The organism is Amycolatopsis jiangsuensis, assembly GCF_014204865.1.
GTDB classification, from domain to species: Bacteria; Actinomycetota; Actinomycetes; order Mycobacteriales; family Pseudonocardiaceae; genus Amycolatopsis; species Amycolatopsis jiangsuensis.
Genome location: NZ_JACHMG010000001.1, coordinates 4,190,594 through 4,206,694 on the forward strand (window position 1 = coordinate 4,190,594; position 16,101 = coordinate 4,206,694).

18 protein-coding genes are annotated in these 16,101 nt (G+C 68.6%); 8 read left to right on the forward strand and 10 right to left on the reverse strand.

Annotated elements, in window-relative coordinates; translation table 11 throughout:
• Genes BJY18_RS18475 through BJY18_RS18485 form a run of 3 tightly spaced genes read left to right on the forward strand, consistent with a single transcriptional unit; the run spans nt 1 to nt 2,651 of the window.
• Nucleotides 1-1,203, forward strand: coding sequence for a cytochrome P450 (locus BJY18_RS18475; RefSeq protein ID WP_184781159.1), 1,203 nt, complete (start codon nt 1-3; stop codon nt 1,201-1,203).
• Between the two features lie 10 nt (nt 1,204-1,213).
• A complete protein-coding gene (locus BJY18_RS18480) occupies nt 1,214-2,416 on the forward strand; it encodes a cytochrome P450 (RefSeq protein WP_184781160.1) in 1,203 nt (400 codons plus the stop codon).
• A gap of 40 nt (nt 2,417-2,456) precedes the next feature.
• On the forward strand, nt 2,457-2,651 hold the full coding sequence (locus tag BJY18_RS18485) for a ferredoxin (RefSeq protein WP_184781161.1): 195 nt from the start codon (nt 2,457-2,459) through the stop codon (nt 2,649-2,651).
• 26 nt (nt 2,652-2,677) lie between these two features.
• Here BJY18_RS18485 and BJY18_RS18490 read toward each other — a convergent pair whose 3' ends face one another.
• A complete protein-coding gene (locus BJY18_RS18490; protein WP_221459534.1) occupies nt 2,678-3,454 on the reverse strand; it encodes a class I SAM-dependent methyltransferase in 777 nt (258 codons plus the stop codon).
• A gap of 119 nt (nt 3,455-3,573) precedes the next feature.
• Between BJY18_RS18490 and BJY18_RS18495 the strand changes: the two genes are divergently transcribed.
• On the forward strand, nt 3,574-4,164 hold the full coding sequence (locus BJY18_RS18495) for a TetR/AcrR family transcriptional regulator (RefSeq protein ID WP_184781163.1): 591 nt from the start codon (nt 3,574-3,576) through the stop codon (nt 4,162-4,164).
• A 57-nt stretch (nt 4,165-4,221) separates the two neighbouring features.
• Here BJY18_RS18495 and BJY18_RS18500 read toward each other — a convergent pair whose 3' ends face one another.
• The 5 genes from BJY18_RS18500 to BJY18_RS18520 all read right to left on the reverse strand — a co-directional run bounded on the left by BJY18_RS18500 (nt 4,222) and on the right by BJY18_RS18520 (nt 9,462).
• Entirely contained in the window at nt 4,222-5,310 is a 1,089-nt protein-coding gene (locus BJY18_RS18500; RefSeq protein ID WP_184781164.1) for an ABC transporter ATP-binding protein, read from the reverse strand.
• A gap of 13 nt (nt 5,311-5,323) precedes the next feature.
• Complete coding sequence (locus BJY18_RS18505) at nt 5,324-6,112, reverse strand: carbohydrate ABC transporter permease (RefSeq protein WP_184784700.1); 789 nt, start codon at nt 6,110-6,112, stop codon at nt 5,324-5,326.
• An 83-nt stretch (nt 6,113-6,195) separates the two neighbouring features.
• Nucleotides 6,196-7,128 (reverse strand): carbohydrate ABC transporter permease, encoded by a 933-nt coding sequence (locus BJY18_RS18510; RefSeq protein ID WP_184781165.1) that lies wholly within the window; start codon nt 7,126-7,128, stop codon nt 6,196-6,198.
• A complete protein-coding gene (locus BJY18_RS18515; protein WP_376774688.1) occupies nt 7,125-8,465 on the reverse strand; it encodes an ABC transporter substrate-binding protein in 1,341 nt (446 codons plus the stop codon). Before BJY18_RS18515 ends, BJY18_RS18510 begins: the two co-directional genes overlap by 4 nt.
• Entirely contained in the window at nt 8,458-9,462 is a 1,005-nt protein-coding gene (locus BJY18_RS18520) for a zinc-dependent alcohol dehydrogenase family protein (protein WP_184781167.1), read from the reverse strand. Before BJY18_RS18520 ends, BJY18_RS18515 begins: the two co-directional genes overlap by 8 nt.
• 184 nt (nt 9,463-9,646) lie before the next feature.
• Here BJY18_RS18520 and BJY18_RS18525 point away from each other — a divergent pair, with 184 nt between their 5' ends.
• Together BJY18_RS18525 and BJY18_RS18530 are read left to right on the forward strand one after the other, a co-directional pair.
• Nucleotides 9,647-10,588: a sugar-binding transcriptional regulator gene (locus tag BJY18_RS18525; protein ID WP_184784701.1), complete on the forward strand. Its 942-nt coding sequence runs from the start codon at nt 9,647-9,649 to the stop codon at nt 10,586-10,588.
• A gap of 10 nt (nt 10,589-10,598) precedes the next feature.
• Nucleotides 10,599-11,063, forward strand: a complete 465-nt coding sequence (locus BJY18_RS18530; protein WP_184781168.1) for a GNAT family N-acetyltransferase — start codon at nt 10,599-10,601, stop codon at nt 11,061-11,063.
• A 43-nt stretch (nt 11,064-11,106) separates the two neighbouring features.
• Here BJY18_RS18530 and BJY18_RS18535 read toward each other — a convergent pair whose 3' ends face one another.
• A complete protein-coding gene (locus tag BJY18_RS18535; protein ID WP_184781169.1) occupies nt 11,107-11,430 on the reverse strand; it encodes a winged helix-turn-helix transcriptional regulator in 324 nt (107 codons plus the stop codon).
• A gap of 69 nt (nt 11,431-11,499) precedes the next feature.
• On the opposite strand from BJY18_RS18535, the gene BJY18_RS18540 reads away from it, so the two are divergent.
• Entirely contained in the window at nt 11,500-12,087 is a 588-nt protein-coding gene (locus BJY18_RS18540; RefSeq protein WP_184781170.1) for an NADPH-dependent F420 reductase, read from the forward strand.
• Between the two features lie 18 nt (nt 12,088-12,105).
• On the opposite strand, the gene BJY18_RS36950 is transcribed toward BJY18_RS18540, so the two are convergent.
• Both BJY18_RS36950 and BJY18_RS18545 read right to left on the reverse strand, forming a co-directional pair.
• Nucleotides 12,106-12,399: a Rossmann-fold NAD(P)-binding domain-containing protein gene (locus BJY18_RS36950; RefSeq protein ID WP_246458913.1), complete on the reverse strand. Its 294-nt coding sequence runs from the start codon at nt 12,397-12,399 to the stop codon at nt 12,106-12,108.
• On the reverse strand, nt 12,393-12,944 hold the full coding sequence (locus tag BJY18_RS18545) for an SDR family oxidoreductase (protein WP_246458915.1): 552 nt from the start codon (nt 12,942-12,944) through the stop codon (nt 12,393-12,395). The genes BJY18_RS36950 and BJY18_RS18545 overlap by 7 nt, the downstream gene beginning before the upstream one ends.
• A gap of 180 nt (nt 12,945-13,124) precedes the next feature.
• On the opposite strand from BJY18_RS18545, the gene BJY18_RS18550 reads away from it, so the two are divergent.
• Nucleotides 13,125-13,457: an ArsR/SmtB family transcription factor gene (locus BJY18_RS18550; protein WP_184781171.1), complete on the forward strand. Its 333-nt coding sequence runs from the start codon at nt 13,125-13,127 to the stop codon at nt 13,455-13,457.
• An 18-nt stretch (nt 13,458-13,475) separates the two neighbouring features.
• Here the strand turns inward: BJY18_RS18550 and BJY18_RS18555 are convergent, their stop codons facing one another.
• The gene (locus BJY18_RS18555; protein ID WP_184781172.1) at nt 13,476-15,980 is read right to left on the reverse strand and encodes a DEAD/DEAH box helicase; all 2,505 of its coding nucleotides are present in this window, start codon (nt 15,978-15,980) and stop codon (nt 13,476-13,478) included.
• Nucleotides 15,981-16,101: the final 121 nt, after the last annotated feature.

Consider the following 16,101-nt stretch of genomic DNA (forward strand, 5'->3'; position numbering starts at 1 on the left):
ATGACCACCACCGAGAACCCGGTTCTGCCGGTCGCCCGCACGTGTCCGTTCGCGCCACCCGAGCAGTACACCCGGATGCGGGAGAACCAGGCGGTCACCCGGGTCAGCATTCCGGACGGCAAGCACGCCTGGGTCGTCACCCGGCACGAGGACGCCCGGCGCGTGCTGAACGACCGTCGCTTCTCGTCCGACCGGTCCAAGGACGGTTTTCCGTCCCTGGTCGCGGGCGGCAACGTGTTTCGCAAGAACCAGGAGCCCTCGCTCATTTCGATGGACGCGCCCGAGCACGGCGCGGCGCGCAAGTCCGTGCTCGGCGAGTTCACCGTGAAGCGGGTCGACGCGCTGCGGCCACGCATCCAGGAAATCGTCGACGGCCTGATCGACGACATCCTCGCCCGCGACGGCGAAATCGACCTGGTCGAAATGCTGTCGTTACCGGTGCCCTCGCTGGTGATCTGCGAACTGCTCGGCGTCCCCTACGAAGACCACGACTTCTTCCAGGAGAACACGAAACAGCTGATCAGGCGGGACACCGAGCAGGAGGACCGGCGGAACGCGTTCGAACAACTGCGCACCTACCTCAGCGACCTCGTCACGGCGAAGGAGGCCGACCCGGGCGACGACCTGCTCGGCCGCCAGATCGTTAAGCTTCGCGCCGAGGGCACCTACCGGCACGCGGCGCTGGTTTCCATGTCGTTCCTGCTGCTGCTCGCCGGGCACGAGACCACCGCGAACATGATCTCGCTCGGCACTGTCGCATTGCTCGAGAACCCGAACCAGCTCGCGAAAATCCAGGCCGACCCCGGGCGCACGCTTCCCGCGATCGAGGAAATGCTCCGGTACTTCACCATCGTCGACACCGCGACCTCCCGGGTGGCGACCGAGGATCTCGAGGTCGGCGGGACCACCATTCCGGCAGGCGACGGCGTGATCGTGCTGGGCTACACCGCGAACTGGGACCCGGACGTTTTCACGTCCCCGGAACAGCTGGACTTCGAGCGCGGGGCACGCCACCACGTCGCGTTCGGCTTCGGCCCGCACCAGTGCCTCGGCCAGAACCTCGCGCGTGCCGAGCTGCAGATCGTGTTCGACACACTGTTCCGCCGCATTCCGACCCTGAAGCTCGCGAAGCCGGTCGACGACCTGGCATTCAAGGTCGACGCGTCGGTCTACGGCCTGTACGAGCTGCCCGTCACCCGGTGAAGGGAAAGCGATGACCACAGCCGAAAAGCCGGTCTTGCCGGTCGCCCGCACGTGTCCGTTCGCGCCACCCGAGGAGTACACCCGGATGCGCGAGGACCAGGCGCTCACGCAGGTCAGCATTCCGGACGGCAAGCACGCCTGGGTCGTCACCCGGCACGAGGACGCCCGGCGCGTGCTGAACGACCGGCGGTTCTCCTCGAACCGGTTCCATCCGGGCTACCCGTTCCTGGTCGAAGGCGGTAACCCGTTCCGCGGCAGCCAGGCGCGCCCGATGATCTCGATGGACGCGGCCGAGCACAGCGCGGCCCGCAAGTCCGTGCTCGGCGAGTTCACCGTGAAGCGCGTCGACGCGCTACGGCCACGCATCCAAGAGATCGTCGACGGCCTGATCGACGACATGCTCTCGATCGGCGGTGAAGTCGACCTGGTCGACATGCTGTCACTGCCGGTGCCCTCGCTGGTGATCTGCGAACTGCTCGGCGTCCCCTACGAAGACCACGACTTCTTCCAGGGAAACACCAGGAAGTTCGCCAGCCGGGACAACGTCGAGGAGGAACGGCATGCCGCGGTCGGCCGGCTGCGCAGTTATCTCAGCGACCTCGTCACGGCGAAGGAGGCCGACCCTGGCGACGACCTGCTCGGCCGGCAGATCGTGAAGCTGCGGGCCGAGGGCACGTACGAGCACGAAGCACTCGTCTCGCTGGCGTTCTCGCTGCTGGTCGCCGGGCACGAGACCACCGCGAACATGATCTCGCTCGGCACTGTCGCGTTGCTCGAAAACCCGGACCAGCTCGCGAAGATCCAGGCCGACCCCGGCCGCACGCTTCCCGCGATCGAGGAACTGCTCCGGTACTTCACCATCGTCGACGCCGTGACCGCGCGAGTGGCGACCGAAGACGTCGAAATCAGCGGAACCACCATCCGGGCCGGTGACGGCGTGGTCGTGCTCGGGTACCCGGCGAACTGGGACCCGGATGTTTTCGCATCACCGGAACGGCTGGATCTCGAGCGCGGAGCACGCCACCACGTCGCCTTCGGCTTCGGTCCCCACCAGTGCCTCGGCCAGAACCTCGCCCGCGCCGAACTGCAGATCGTCTTCGACACCCTCTTCCGCCGCATCCCGACCCTGAAGCTCGCGAAACCGGTCGACGACCTGGCATTCAAGGACGAAGCGGCGATCTACGGCCTGTACCAGCTGCCCGTCACCTGGTAAGGATCAGGGTGCTCCCACCACGAGCAAGGAAGAGGAAATCATGAAGATCATCGCGGACACCGGCAAGTGCGTCGGAGCCGGCCAGTGCGTGCTGACCGAACCGGAGCTGTTCGACCAGAGCGAGGACGACGGCACGGTCATCGTGCTCAACGACAAGCCCGAGGGTGAACTGGTCGAGAAGGCCCGTGAGGCTGTGAACGTCTGCCCGAGCCAGGCCCTTTCGCTGCAGGAGTGAGCCACTCGTGAGTGCGCGGGCCGGTGCTAGCCGGCGTGCGCACTCACGAGGCGGACTGCGGTGACTGCCCCGGTGGTGTAGGTGGTGGTGAGCTGTCCGCCCAGCTCGTCGATCGCGGCGCCGACCGCGGACAGCACCTGGTCCCGCTGCGCGGCGGACACGCCGGTGAGGCCGCCCTGCGTGGAGAGCAGGTCGAGCCATTCGTCGCGGTCGTACCTCTGCGTCCAGTCGTAAGCCCACTGCTCGGGCTCGGCGAACGCGCCGGAGGCACGAAGTCCGTCCGCCGCTTTGGTGAGAATCGGCTGGTACGCGGGCAGGCTGGGCTGCTTCAGGGAGCCGGCGGCGAACGGCGAATCGGGGACCGCGCGGCGGAACGCGGCCGCGAAGGCCTCCTGGACTTCCTCCGGCGGCTGGAAGACGTGCCAGAACGCGGCGAACCGGCCGCCAGGGCGCAGTACCCTGGCCGCCTGCGCCGCACCCGCGTCCGGGTCCACCCAGTGCCATGCCTGGCCGGACACCACCGCGTCGAAGGTCCGGCCTGCCGGGTCCCAGTCTTCGAACCTCGCCACCTCCACCGCCACGCCGGTCTCCCGGGCGAACTCGGCCATGCGCGCGTCCGGCTCGACGCCGAGCACGGTGGCTCCCGCGGCCTGGAACTGCCGGGCCTCGATTCCGGTGCCACAGCCGACGTCCAGGAATTCCGCACCCGGGCTCCCCGTGAGGACGGCCGTGACCAGCTCGACCGGATAACGCGGCCGCGCTCGGTCGTACCGGCGTGCGTCCACGCCGAAGGACTCCGCCATCTGCCGGTGCTGGTGTGGTTCCGGGCGCTCGGCCGGTAAAGTGGGCATGTGCCCACGCTAGTGGGCGAGCGCCCACTTGAAAAGGCCACCCCGGGAAAGGGTGGTAGGAAAGGACCGTTGTGCCGACCGGGATCCACCTTCGCGACGTGCGCGCGCAGCTCTTCGACGCCGCGGAGCGCGTGCTCCGGCAAGCCGGGCCGAGCGCGTTGACCAGCAGGGCGGTGACGGACGAGGCCGGCTGCGCGAAGGGCGTGCTGCACCGGCATTTCAGCGATTTCGACGAGTTCCTCGCCGAGCTCGTGCTCGACCGGCTGCACCGCTTCGAGGCGCGGTCGGCCGAACTGCTCGACCGGGCCGGGACCGGCGACGTGGCCGAAACCGTCGCCGAGGTGCTCACCGAGCTGTTCGAGTCGGTCGCGGTGTCGATCGTCGCGCTGATCACCTTCCGCGACGAGCTGCGCGCCCGCCTCCGCGCGGCCCGGCCCGGCAACGGCATCCCGCTGGCAACCGACGCGGCCCGCATGCTCGCCGGCTACCTCGCCGCCGAACGCGACCTCGGCCGGCTCACCCAGGACGCCGACGTGGACGCCCTCGCCCCCACCCTCGTCGGGGCGGGGCACCTGCAGTTCGCCGACCGCACCGGCCCACCGCCGGACCACGCCGCCGTACTGCACATGGTGCGCACCGTGCTCGCGTCCGCACTCCGGTAAACGCCGTGAAGGCCGCCTTCAGGAATTCCTGAAGGCGGCCTTCACGGCATACCTGGCTCAGCGCAGGCGCAAGGTGGTGTCCGGGTTGAAGGCGTGCGTCTCGCCTTCGCCGCGCAGCGCGACGCGCACGTTGTCGCCGATACGCGGCGGGGTGCGGCCGTCGACGCGGACCACGAACCGGTCGTCACCGACCTTGCCGTGCAGGTACGCGTCCGCACCCAGCTCCTCGACCAGCTCCACCACCAGCTCGAAGCCGTCGTCGGCTTCCCCGACCAGGCGCAGCGACTCCGGCCGGATGCCGAACACGACCTCCGACAGCCCGTCCTCCCGCGCGGCGGTCAGCTCCGCGGTCGGCAGCGGCACGGTCAGCTCGCCGAGCTTGACCCCGCGGTCGGTGAGCGGCAGCGTGGCCAGGTTCATCGCCGGCGAGCCGATGAAACCGGCCACGAACGCGTTCGACGGGTTCTCGTACAGCTCGCGCGGCGAATCGCACTGCTGCAGGTGGCCGTCCTTGAGCACCGCCACCCGGTCCCCCATCGTCATGGCCTCGACCTGGTCGTGGGTCACGTAGATGGTGGTGGTGCCGAGCCGCTGCTGGAGCTTCGCGATGTTGGCGCGCGTCTCCACCCGCAGCTTCGCGTCCAGGTTGGACAGTGGTTCGTCCATCAGGAACACGCTGGGCTCGCGCACGATCGCGCGGCCCATCGCCACCCGCTGCCGCTGACCACCGGAGAGCGCCTTCGGCTTGCGCTCGAGGTACTTGGTCAGGTCCAGCATCGCGGCGGCCTCGGCCACCTTCGCGTCGATGTCCGATTTGGACACTCCGCGCAGCTTCAGCGCGAAGCCCATGTTGTCGGCCACCGTCATGTGCGGGTACAGCGCGTAGGACTGGAACACCATGGCGATGTCCCGGTCCTTCGGCGGCAGGTCGGTCACGTCGCGGTCGCCGATCCGGATGGCGCCCTCGTTGACCTCCTCGAGCCCGGCGAGCATGCGCAGCGCGGTGGACTTCCCGGAACCGGAAGGCCCCACCAGCACCAGGAACTCGCCGTCGGGCACGTCGAGGCTCAGCTTGTCGACCGCGCGCACGCCCGGGTTGCCGGGGTAGACACGCGACGCCTGGTCGTAGATCACTTCTGCGGACATCTGCGCTCTTCCTTTACTTCACGGCGCCCATGGACAGACCACGCACGAGGTGGTTCTGCGCGAACCAGCCCACGATCATCACCGGCAACGAGGCCAGCAGCGCGGCAGCGGACAGCTGAGCCCAGTACAGGCCCTCGCTGGTGATGAAGCCGACCAGGAACACCGGCACGGTGCCGGCCCTGGCGGCGGTGAGGTTGACCGCGTAGAAGAACTCCGTCCAGGAGAAGATCACGCAGATCAACGCGGTCGCGGCGACACCCGGCGCGACCACCGGCATGATGATCTTGCGCAGCAGCGTCGGCAGGTTCGCCCCGTCGATCCGCGCCGCCTCGATCATCTCGCCGGGCACCTCCATGAAGAACGACCGCATCATCCAGATCGCCAGCGGCAGGTTCATCGCGGTGTACAGGATGATCAGCGCCCACACCGTGTCCAGCAGGTTGGTGTTCTGGGAGATCACGTACAGCGGGATGATCGCCGCGACGATCGGCAGCATCTTCGTGGAGAGGAAGAAGCTCAACGCGTTCTTCGTACCCTTGACCGGGGCCAGCGACAGCGCGTACGCGGCCGGGATGCCCAGCAGCAGCACCAGCAGCGTCGAGATGATCGTGACGAACGCCGAGTTGCCGAGGTAGGGCAGGAAGTCGCCCTTCAGCACCCCGGAGATCTGGTCGAAGGTCGGCTTGAAGAACAGCTTCGGCGGATCGGTGTAGGCGTCCGACTCCTGCTTGAACGCGGTGAGGATCATCCACAGCAGCGGGAACACGAACAGGATCGCCAGCACCCACGTGGCGACGGTCAGCGTGCCCGGGCCGTAGCGCCGCTTGGTGTTGCGGCGCGGTGTCTCCGGCGTGGCCGTGGCCGGCCGGGTGGCGGTTGCGGTAGTCACTTCGTACCTCCGTCCACGGAGAACGCGCGGAACATCAGCCGCAGGGCGAAGGTCGCGACGATCATGGTCAGGATGACCACCACGACACCCATCGCCGAGGACTGGCCGATGTCGAAGCCCTCGAACGCGCGCTGGTAGATGTAGAACGGCAGGTTCGTGCTGGCCGTGCCCGGACCGCCCTGGGTCATCAGGAAGATCGCGTCGAAGCTGTTCACGATGTAGATCGCGCCCAGCAGCGTGGCCAGCTGCAGGAACCGCGACAGGTGCGGCAGCGTGATCGAGAAGAAGGTGCGCCAGCGGTTCGCCCCGTCCACCGAGGCGGCCTCCAGCACCTCCTTCGACTGGCTCTGCAGGCCGGCCAGGGTCAGCAGCATCATGAACGGCGTCCACTGCCACACGATCTGCGCCATCACCGCGGCCAGCGGGAACTGCGAGAGCCAGTCGACGTCGGTGTTGAACACGAAGTGCAGCAGCCCGAACGTCGGGTCGAACATCGTGGTCTTCCACAGCAGCGCACCGGCCGCCGGGAGGATCAGGAACGGCGTGATCAGCAGCGTGCGCACGAAACCGCGGCCGGCGAACTTGCGGTCCAGCAGGATCGCGAGCCCGAGCCCGAGCAGCAGCGAGACGAACACGCACACCACGGTGAGCACCACGGTGTTGAGCAGCGCGCCGAGGAACGTGCTGTCGGTGAAGACGTCGACGTAGTTCTGCAGGCCGACGAAATGCTGCGAGCCCGGCCGCACCAGGTTCCAGGACTGGAACGAGTAGAACAGCGTGAGCAGGAACGGGATCTGGGTCACCGCGATGACGAAGATCAGCGCGGGCAGCAGCGGAAGCCTGCGTTTGCCGGTCTTGTTCGTGGCCTTCTTCTCGGTCCGGCTCGTGGTTGCCGGCGCGGTGCCGGCGGGGACGGAGAGGGTACTCATCCGGCCACCTCCTGGTAGGACTTGCCCACGGTCTCCGCGTACTTCTGGGACTGCTCGAGCGCGTCCGCCACCGAGGTCTGCCCGGCGATGGCCGCCGAGAGCTGCTGGCTCACCCGGGTGCCGAGATCCTGGAACTCCGGGATGCCGACGAACTGGATGCCAGGGTAGGGCGGCGCGGACACCATCGTCTTCTGCTGGTTGGCGTTCGCGATGCCGTCCAGCGTGGGCTGCGCGTACGCCTTCGCCGCGTCCTTGTACTGCGGGATCTCGTAGACGGACTTGCGGGTGCCCGGCGGCACGCGGTTCCAGCCGTAGGCCTCGCCGACCTTCTTCGCGTACTCCTTGTCGGTCATCCAGGCCATGAACTTCCAGGCGTCGTCCTTGTCCTTGGCGACCTTCGGGATGGCCAGCGACCAGGCGTAGAGCCATCCGCTGGCCTGGGTCTTGTCGACCGGGGCCGGGGCATAGCCGTTCTTCCCGACCACGTGGCTGGTGGAGGGGTCCTCGGTGGTGCCGGTCATCGACGTGGCGTCGTACCACATCGCGACGTTGCCCTGCGCGTACTGCGTGCCGCATTCGGTGAACCCGGCGCTGGAGGCACCCACCTCACCGTGCTCGCGCACCAGGTTCACGTAGAAGTTCGCCGCCTTGGTGAACTCGGGACTGGTGAGCTTGGCGTTCCAGTCCTTGTCGAAATACTGCGCGCCGAAGGTGTTGGCGACGGTGGTGAACGGCGCGAGGCTTTCGCCCCAGCCGGGCTTGCCACGCAGGCAGATCCCGGCGACGCCGGCCTGCTTGTCGTCGAGCTTCGCGGCGTACTCGGCGATCTGCGCCCAGGTGGGATGCGCCGGCATGGTGATCCCGGCCTTCTGGAACAGATCCTTGCGGTAGGCGACGAAGGACGACTCGCCGTAGAACGGTACCGCGTACATCTGGTTCTGGTACGACAGCGAATCCCGGATGCTCGGGATGAAGTCGTTCTCGTCGTAGCCGGGGGTGGCCTTCATGTGCGGTTCGAGGTTCTCGAGCCAGCCGTTGGCCGCCCACTGCGGGGCCTCGTAGTTGCTGATCATCACCACGTCGAACTCGCCGCCCTGGGTGGCGGTGGAGGCGGTGATCTTGGCGCGGGCCTCGTTCTCCGGCAGGGAGACGAACTTCAGGTTCACCCCGGGGTTCTTCTTCTCGAACTCCCCCTTGAGCGAGATCGCGTCCTTCATCTGCGCGTTGGACACGATCGCGACGACCAGCGTCCGCTCGCCGTTGCCGAGCGAGCCGGCTCCGGCGCATCCCGTCACGAACAGCGCTGTTGCGGCAAGGAGACACAGGAGCTTACGCACGGCCACCTCCGGGCAGGACCTGGATCTTGAGCCCGGAACCACTGCGCATCTTCGCCAGTGCCTCCGGGTACTGCTCGAGCGGCAGCGTGTCGGTGATCAGGGCCTCGGTGTCGATGTAGCCGTTCGCCACGAGGTCGAGCGCGGTGCCGTAGCTGTTCAGCACGGCCATCGAGCCGACGATGGTGATCTCGTCGTTGTAGATGCGGAACGGCGACAGGGCCACGCGGGCCTCCGCCGGCGCGACGCCGAACACCAGCAGCCTGCCGCCGCGGCGAAGCGCGTCGAAGGCGGATTCGATGGCGGGCGCGGCGCCGGTGCAGTCCACCGCGGCGTCGTAACGCTCGCCGTCCAATGCGGACACGTCCTCGGCCACCGCGGTGGCTCCAAGGTCGGTCGCGCGCGGCAGCCGCGCGGCGTTGCGGTCGACCATCGTCACCTGCGCGCCGGCCCGCTGCAGCAGCTGCTGCATGATCAGGCCCATCGTGCCGGCACCGACGACCAGGAACCGCTCCCCGGCTTCGACGCCGATCCGGCGCACCCCGTGCACGGCGCACGAGACCGGCTCGACCAGCGCACCCTGCTCCCAGGTCAGGGAGTCGGGCATCTGGTGGCAGGTGTCCGCGGGGACCGCCACGTACTCGGCGAACGCACCGTTGACGGTGTCCCCGGTGGCGTTCCAGTTGGCGCAGAGATTGCCGTGCCCGGAGCGGCACGGTGTGCAGTACCCGCAGTAGATCGACGGGTCGACCGCGACGCGGTCGCCGACTTTCCACTCGCCCGGCACGTCGGCGCCGAGTTCGACGATCTCCCCGGCGAACTCGTGACCGGGGACGATGGGGTACGGGGTCGGCGGGAAGTGCCCGTCGGCGATGTGCAGGTCCGTGCCGCAGATTCCGCAGGCACCCACCTTCACGACGACCTGGCGCTCCCCGGGTTTGGGATCGGGAACCTCGCCGACCCGGATCTCTCCGGGCCGGTCCACGATCGCGGCACGCATGCCAATCACCTTCCTGGGTGCTCATCCGAGCAACATCGATCTATGCCGCACCTAATATGCGAGAGCATTACAGGCGTTTCCTGGGGGTTACGTCAACACTTACCGCTCAGTTTCGAGCTATAGTGCTCATGTGAGCAGGAAGAAAGGGCAGCCGCCACTCAGCGAGACCTTGCGCCTCGCCACCATGGCCCGGCGGTTCTACGTGCAGGGACACTCCAAGCTGGAGATCGCCGACGAGTTCGGGGTGAGCCGGTTCAAGGTCGCTCGCATGCTGGACTCGGCGCGGGAGAGCGGCCTGGTGCGCATCGAGTTCGACCTGCCGGCCCCGGTCGACGTCGAACTCTGCGACGAGGTCCGCAGAGCGTACCGGCTCGACCGTGCGCTGGTCCTCGAGAAATCCTCGATGCGGGAGCCGAAGGAGGTCGTGCGCAGGCGGGTCGGCGCGCTGGCCGCCCGGCTGCTGGAGGAGATCGCCGTGCCCGAGGACGTGATCGGGATGTCGTGGGCGCGTTCGGTGAACGCGATGACCGAAGCGATCCGGACCTTGCCACGGTGCCCGATCGTGCAGTTGTGCGGAGTACAGGCAGGCATGGACATGCGTGGCCGGTCGGTGGAAACGGTGAGCCGGGTGACGTCGGTGTCCGGCGGCGACGCCTACCCGATCTTCGGCCCGCTCGTGCTGCCCGACCAGCGGACCACCGAGATCCTGCGGCACCAGCCGGGGATCGCCGAGACGTTCGCGCAGTTCGGCAAGCTCACCAAGGCCGTGGTGAGCATCGGCGCATGGACCAGCGGCGAATCCACCGTCTACGACGCACTCGACGACGCCGAGCGCGCCGCCATCGCCGCCCGCGGCGCGACCGCCGAAGTGGCCGCGCGGCTGTTCGACGCGGCCGGCACGCCGGTGTCGACCGGCCTGACCCACCACGTGCTGGCGATCAGCCGCGAAGAACTGGTGGCCGTGCCGGAGGTGATCGCGATCGGCTACAGCAGGCCGAAGGCCGAGGCGGTGGACGCGGTACTGCGCTCGGGCATGGTGTCCACTTTGGTCACCGACGCGGCCGCCGCGGAGCCGTTGCTGGAACTGGCCCGGGCGAAGCCGCTGCCGCCACTGCCCGGGACGTGACCGGGTAAGCATGCCGGAGACCGAAGTACGCACCGCACGCCCAGCAGAACTCGAAACGGTCGCCGCCTTGCGGTGGCGATGGGTGGCCGAACAGGACGGCCCGCCGGACCTCGACCGCGACGAGTTCGTACGAGAGTTCGTCGCCTGGACACGGGAGAACGCGGCCACGCACCACTGCCTTGTGCTGACCCAGGACGACGAGGTGGCAGGCATGGCGTTTCTCGTGGTCACCGCTCGTGTGCCGACCCCGCGAAAGTTCCGGCGCGCGTCCGGAGACCTGCAGTGCGTCTACGTCGTTCCGGAGGCTCGCGGCCGCGGACTCGGCGGGTTGCTGATCGACGCCATCCTGCGCCTGGGCGCCGAGCTGGGCCTGGAGCGAGTCACTGTCCATTCGTCGACGCGAGCCGTGCCGGCATACCGGCGGCACGGTTTCGCCGCGGACCCGGAGCTGCTACAGGCTCGGCCCCCGGCTTGATCTCAGGAGCGAGTTCGGTGGTTCCACCGCGCGGTGCGGCGTTTCACCGGCTGATCGCGTCGGCCTGCGCGGCCACGACCTCGTCCCCGTGTTCCTCGGCCCAGTGGCCGAAGGCCTCGATCGGGCCGAGGAAACTCACGCCCAGCCGGGTCAGGCCGTAGCCGCCTGCCACGCGTTCGACCATTCCGTCCCGCTCCAGCTTGCGGAGCGCCTCGGTGAGCACCTTCGCGCTGATGCCGCCGATCATCGTGCGTAGTTCTCCGTGCCGGCGTGGGCCGTCCTTCAGTGCCCACAGCACGACCGGGTGCCACGTGTTCCCGACCAGGTCGAAGGCGAGCCGCGTACGGCAGTCGGCGAGGAAGTTCATCGGTGGTTACCTCGTGGTTCCCGGCAGGGTTTCTACCTTCGGAGTCAACCACAACCGGAGGAGAAACCCATGCGCATCGCGATCTTCGGCACCGGCGGAATGGCCGCCGCCCTCGGGTCCCGGTGGACCCGCCACGACCTCACCGTCTCCGGCCGCGACCGCGGCCGTACCGCGAAACTCGCCGCCGAACTCGGTGCCGAGGTCAAATCCTGGGCAGACGCCGCCCGCGAGGCCGACGCCGTCCTGCTCGCTGTGCCGTCCTCCGCACTCGACGAGCTCCTGCCCTCCCTCAACCTGTCCGGCACGGTGCTGCTGGACTGCACCAACACCCCCGGCGACGCGGAACCGCCCGGCACGCCCGTCGCCACCAGGATCGCCGGCCACGTGCCCGGTGCGTCCGTGGTGAAGGCGTTCAACCTGGCCCACGTGGACGTCTGGCGAATGGCGCCGCCGACGTTCGAGGGGCGTCCGCTCGGCGTCCCGCTGTGTGGCGACCCTGCCGCGGTCGAGGTGGCCGCCGAACTGGTCCGTGACGTCGGCGCCACTCCCCTGCCCGCCGGCGGCCTCGACCGCGCCCCGCTGCTCGAAGCCACCGCCGCGTTCGCGATCGGGCTCTGGAAACGCGGCGCCGACGCACGGACGATGCTCATGAGCTGACGCAACCGACGCCTCCGCTCACGCGGCCGGTGCCCACCGGGCCGCGTGGTCGTGAACGAACTGGCTGAAGGTACGGGGCGGCCGGCCCGTCAGATCGAGCACCGCGGTGCTGACCTCGGCTTGCCCGCCGTCACGGACCCCGGCGTCGGCTGCGGCGAGGAGCCGGGCGAAACCCGCCGGCACGCCCGCGGTCCGCAGATCGGCCGCCTGCTCGTCCGCGCCGGCGTGCACGATCCGGATCTTCCGCCCGGTGCCCGCGGTGATGATCTCCGCCGCCTCTGGGTAACTCAACGCCTGCGGTCCGGTCAGCACGTAGTCACGCTGGTCGCCGAAATCACGCAGCAGGGCCGCGGCGGCGGTCGCCGCGACGTCGCGCGTGTCGATCCACCCCGCCCGGCCGTCGCCGGCACGGTGCGGATCTCACCGTGCCGCCGGATCCGCTCGCCCACCGGATGCGGGCTCAGGAAGTTCTGCATGAACCCGGACGGGCGCAACACGATCCCGCCGGGCCGGTCCAGCACCTGGGCGGCCAGTTCCGGCGCGCTCGGGGCGAGGGGAACGGCGGAGCCGAGAAGCACCACCTTGCGCACACCGAGGCGCCGCGCCTCGGCCAGGAACGGCCCGACCGACGGGATCGGGTCCACGCTCCGCGCCGGAGGCACGACGAAGAGCCGGTCCTGTCCGTCGAGAGCCGCCGGATGGGTGGCCGGATCGGCCCAGTCGAACCGGATTGCGTCCGGATCGTCGGAGCTGGGGTTACGGCTGGCCACTCGAACCGCCACGCCCTGGGCGCGCATCAGCCGCACCAGTTCGCGGCCGATGTTCCCGGTGCCACCGGTCACGAGTACGCCGGTCATCGGATCGGCTCCTCGGCACTACCCGGCACGGCGTCTCCTTCGCCCAGGGTCGACCCGGACCTGACGGCGGCAAGGACCGGCAGCGCCGCCCGCCAACCATTTGATACTTGTCGAATCATCACAGGATTCGACAGTAAGCTACGATTCGATGAGCGTCAAACGATCGAACGGAGGCGAACGATGCCGCGCGCGCTGCCCGAACCCTCAGTCGACTCGTTCGATCTCACGGTCGTCCTCAGCGCGCTCGCCGAACCGGGCAGGCGGGCGTTGATGACCGAGCTGTACCGCGGTTCGGAGCCGATCGACTGCGCTGTCGTGGTCGAGAAGGCCGACCTCGGCCTGAGCAACCCGACGATCTCCCACCACTACCGCGTGCTGCGGGAAGCGGGCCTGATCAGCACCGTCGCGGAGGGACGCAGGCGGATCGTCACCGTGCGCCGCGACGACATGGAGCGGCGCTTCCCCGGCCTGCTGAACGCGGTACTCGGGACCCGGCAGAACCAGCCTGCGTAACGGAAACCGGTGCGGGACTCAGAGCTGGTTGACGTCCACGACACGCACCACCGCGGACCCCGCCTCGTCCGAGGCGGCCAGGTCGATCTCGGCGCTGATGCCCCAGTCGTGGTCACCGGCGGGGTCGTCGAAGATCTGGCGTACTCGCCAGAGCCGCGGCTCGCGTTCGATCAGCAGCAGCGCCGGGCCGCGGGCGTCCGGGCCGATGCCCAGGGTTTCGTGCTCGTCGAAGTAGTCCTCGATGGCGTCTTCCCACGCGTCGGCGTCCCAGCCGGACGCGGCGTCCAGTTCACCGAGCGCTTCGTAGGCACCGCGCGAAGCCAGCTCCACCCGGCGGAACAACTCGTTGCGCACCAGTACCCGGAACGCCCGCTCGTTGCGGGTCACCGCGGGCGGTTCGGGCGGCGGACGGTGCGACACCGGACCTTCGGCACCGGGATGCCGCAACGCTTCCCACTCGTCGAGCAGGCTGGAGTCGACCTGCCGGACCAGTTCGCCGAGCCATTCGATCAGATCCTGCAACGGCTCAGTCTTGGCCTCGTCCGGAACAGTGTGCCGCAGTGCGTCGTAGGTGTTGGCGAGGTAGCGCAGCACCAGGCCCTCGGACCGGGCGAGCTGGTAGAAACCCACGAACTCGACGAAGTTCATCGCGCGCTCGTACATGTCGCGCACCACCGACTTCGGCGACAGCTCGTAGTCGGCCACCCACGGATGCCCCTGCCGGTACGACTGGTACGCGCCGGAAAGCAGCTCCTCCAACGGCTTCGGGTACGTGACGTTCTCGAGCAGCTCCATCCGCTCCTCGTACTCGATCCCGTCGGCCTTCATCGCCTGCACGGCCTCACCGCGGGCCTTGAACTGCTGCTGCGACAGCACCGGCCGCGGGTCATCCACAGTGGATTCCACAATGGACACGACGTCGAGTGCGTAGCCGGGTGACTCCGGGTCGAGCAGGTCGATCGCGGCCAGCGCGAACGGGGAGAGCGGCTGGTTCAACGCGAAGTCGAACTGCAGGTCCACGGTCAGCCGTACGATCCGTCCTTCGGCGTCCGGTTCGGACAGTCGTTCCACGACCCCTGCGGCCAGCAGCGAACGGTAGATCTCGATCGCACGCAGGATCAGCTTCCGCTGCGCAGGCCGGTCCGCGTGGTTGTCCTCCAGCAGATGCCGCATCGCGTCGAAAGCGTTACCCGGCCGGGAGATCACGTTCAGCAGCATCGAGTGGCTGACCCGGAAGCTGGAGTGCAGCGGCTCTGGCTCGGCGGCGATCAGCCGGTCGAAGGTGCTCTCGGTCCAGTTGACGAAGCCCTCGGGCGCCTTCTTCCGGACGATCTTCTTTTTCTTCTTCGGGTCGTCGCCCGCCTTCTCCAGCGCCTTGGCGTTCTCCACCACGTGATCCGGCGCCTGCACCACCACGTAACCGTCGGTGTCGTAACCGGCCCGGCCTGCCCGCCCGGCGATCTGGTGGAACTCACGCGCCTTCAGATGCCGCTGGCGCACCCCGTCGTACTTCGTCAGCGCGGAGAACACCACCGTCCGGATCGGCACGTTGATTCCCACGCCGAGCGTGTCCGTCCCGCAGATCACCTTGAGCAGCCCCGACTGCGCCAGCGTTTCCACCAGCCGCCGGTACTTCGGGAGCATGCCCGCGTGGTGCACGCCGATGCCGTGCCGCACGAGCCGCGACAGCGTCTTGCCGAAGCCGGCGGAAAACCGGAAGTCGCCGAGCAGTTCGGCGATGGCATCCTTCTCCGCGCGAGTGGTCACGTTGATGCTCATCAGCGTCTGCGCCCGCTCGATGGCCGCGGCCTGCGAGAAGTGCACGACGTACACCGGCGCCTGACCGCCGTTCAGCAGCTCGGACATCGTCTCGTGCAGCGGGGTGAGCGCGTAGCGGTAGGTCAGCGGGACCGGCCGCTGCGCGGAGGTGACCACCGCGGTGGCCCGCCCGGTGCGGCGGGTCAGGTCCTCCTCGAAGAACGAGACGTCGCCGAGGGTCGCCGACATCAGCACGAACTGCGCCTTCGGCAGTTCGATCAGCGGTACCTGCCACGCCCAGCCGCGGTCCGGTTCGGAGTAGAAGTGGAACTCGTCCGCCACGACCTGCCCCACCGGGGCCGCGGCACCGTCGCGCAACGCGATGTTCGCCAGGATTTCCGCGGTGCAGCAGACGATCGGGGCCTCGGCGTTGACACTCGAGTCTCCGGTCAGCATGCCCACCTGATCGGCCCCGAAGATCTCGATGAGCTGGAAGAACTTCTCCGAGACCAGTGCCTTGATCGGCGCGGTGTAGTAACTGCGGTGCCCGTGTGCGAGTGCGGCGAAGTGGGCGCCGACCGCGACCAGGCTCTTCCCGGACCCGGTCGGGGTGGAGAGGATCACGTTGGCGCCGGAGACGACTTCGATCAGCGCCTCCTCCTGGGCCGGGTACAGCTCGATCCCCCGTTCGGCCGTCCAGGTGGAGAAGGCTTCGAAGAGGGCGTCCGGGTCCGGATCCGCAGGCAGGAGGTCTGTGAGTGTCATCGCGGGACCCATCGTGCCATCCCGCGGCGGGCAGTTCCGCAGGGGAGATCGCGGGTGCTTGCCCGAACCCGTAGGCTTCGCGGTACCGCGCACCGACCGGGGGATACCGGCGGCCGGGCGC

Excerpts from the sequence above, each read along its gene's own strand:
- BJY18_RS18475 (WP_184781159.1), top strand. The coding sequence starts at position 1 with ATGACCACCACCGAGAACCCGGTTCTGCCGGTCGCCCGCACGTGTCCG.
- BJY18_RS18480 (WP_184781160.1), top strand. The coding sequence starts at position 1,214 with ATGACCACAGCCGAAAAGCCGGTCTTGCCGGTCGCCCGCACGTGTCCG.
- BJY18_RS18485 (WP_184781161.1), top strand. The coding sequence starts at position 2,457 with ATGAAGATCATCGCGGACACCGGCAAGTGCGTCGGAGCCGGCCAGTGC.
- BJY18_RS18490 (WP_221459534.1), bottom strand. The coding sequence starts at position 3,454 with ATGGCGGAGTCCTTCGGCGTGGACGCACGCCGGTACGACCGAGCGCGG.
- BJY18_RS18500 (WP_184781164.1), bottom strand. The coding sequence starts at position 5,310 with ATGTCCGCAGAAGTGATCTACGACCAGGCGTCGCGTGTCTACCCCGGC.
- BJY18_RS18510 (WP_184781165.1), bottom strand. The coding sequence starts at position 7,128 with ATGAGTACCCTCTCCGTCCCCGCCGGCACCGCGCCGGCAACCACGAGC.
- BJY18_RS18520 (WP_184781167.1), bottom strand. The coding sequence starts at position 9,462 with ATGCGTGCCGCGATCGTGGACCGGCCCGGAGAGATCCGGGTCGGCGAG.
- BJY18_RS18525 (WP_184784701.1), top strand. The coding sequence starts at position 9,647 with ATGGCCCGGCGGTTCTACGTGCAGGGACACTCCAAGCTGGAGATCGCC.
- BJY18_RS18530 (WP_184781168.1), top strand. The coding sequence starts at position 10,599 with ATGCCGGAGACCGAAGTACGCACCGCACGCCCAGCAGAACTCGAAACG.
- BJY18_RS18535 (WP_184781169.1), bottom strand. The coding sequence starts at position 11,430 with ATGAACTTCCTCGCCGACTGCCGTACGCGGCTCGCCTTCGACCTGGTC.
- BJY18_RS18540 (WP_184781170.1), top strand. The coding sequence starts at position 11,500 with ATGCGCATCGCGATCTTCGGCACCGGCGGAATGGCCGCCGCCCTCGGG.
- BJY18_RS18545 (WP_246458915.1), bottom strand. The coding sequence starts at position 12,944 with ATGACCGGCGTACTCGTGACCGGTGGCACCGGGAACATCGGCCGCGAA.
- BJY18_RS18550 (WP_184781171.1), top strand. The coding sequence starts at position 13,125 with ATGCCGCGCGCGCTGCCCGAACCCTCAGTCGACTCGTTCGATCTCACG.
- BJY18_RS18555 (WP_184781172.1), bottom strand. The coding sequence starts at position 15,980 with ATGACACTCACAGACCTCCTGCCTGCGGATCCGGACCCGGACGCCCTC.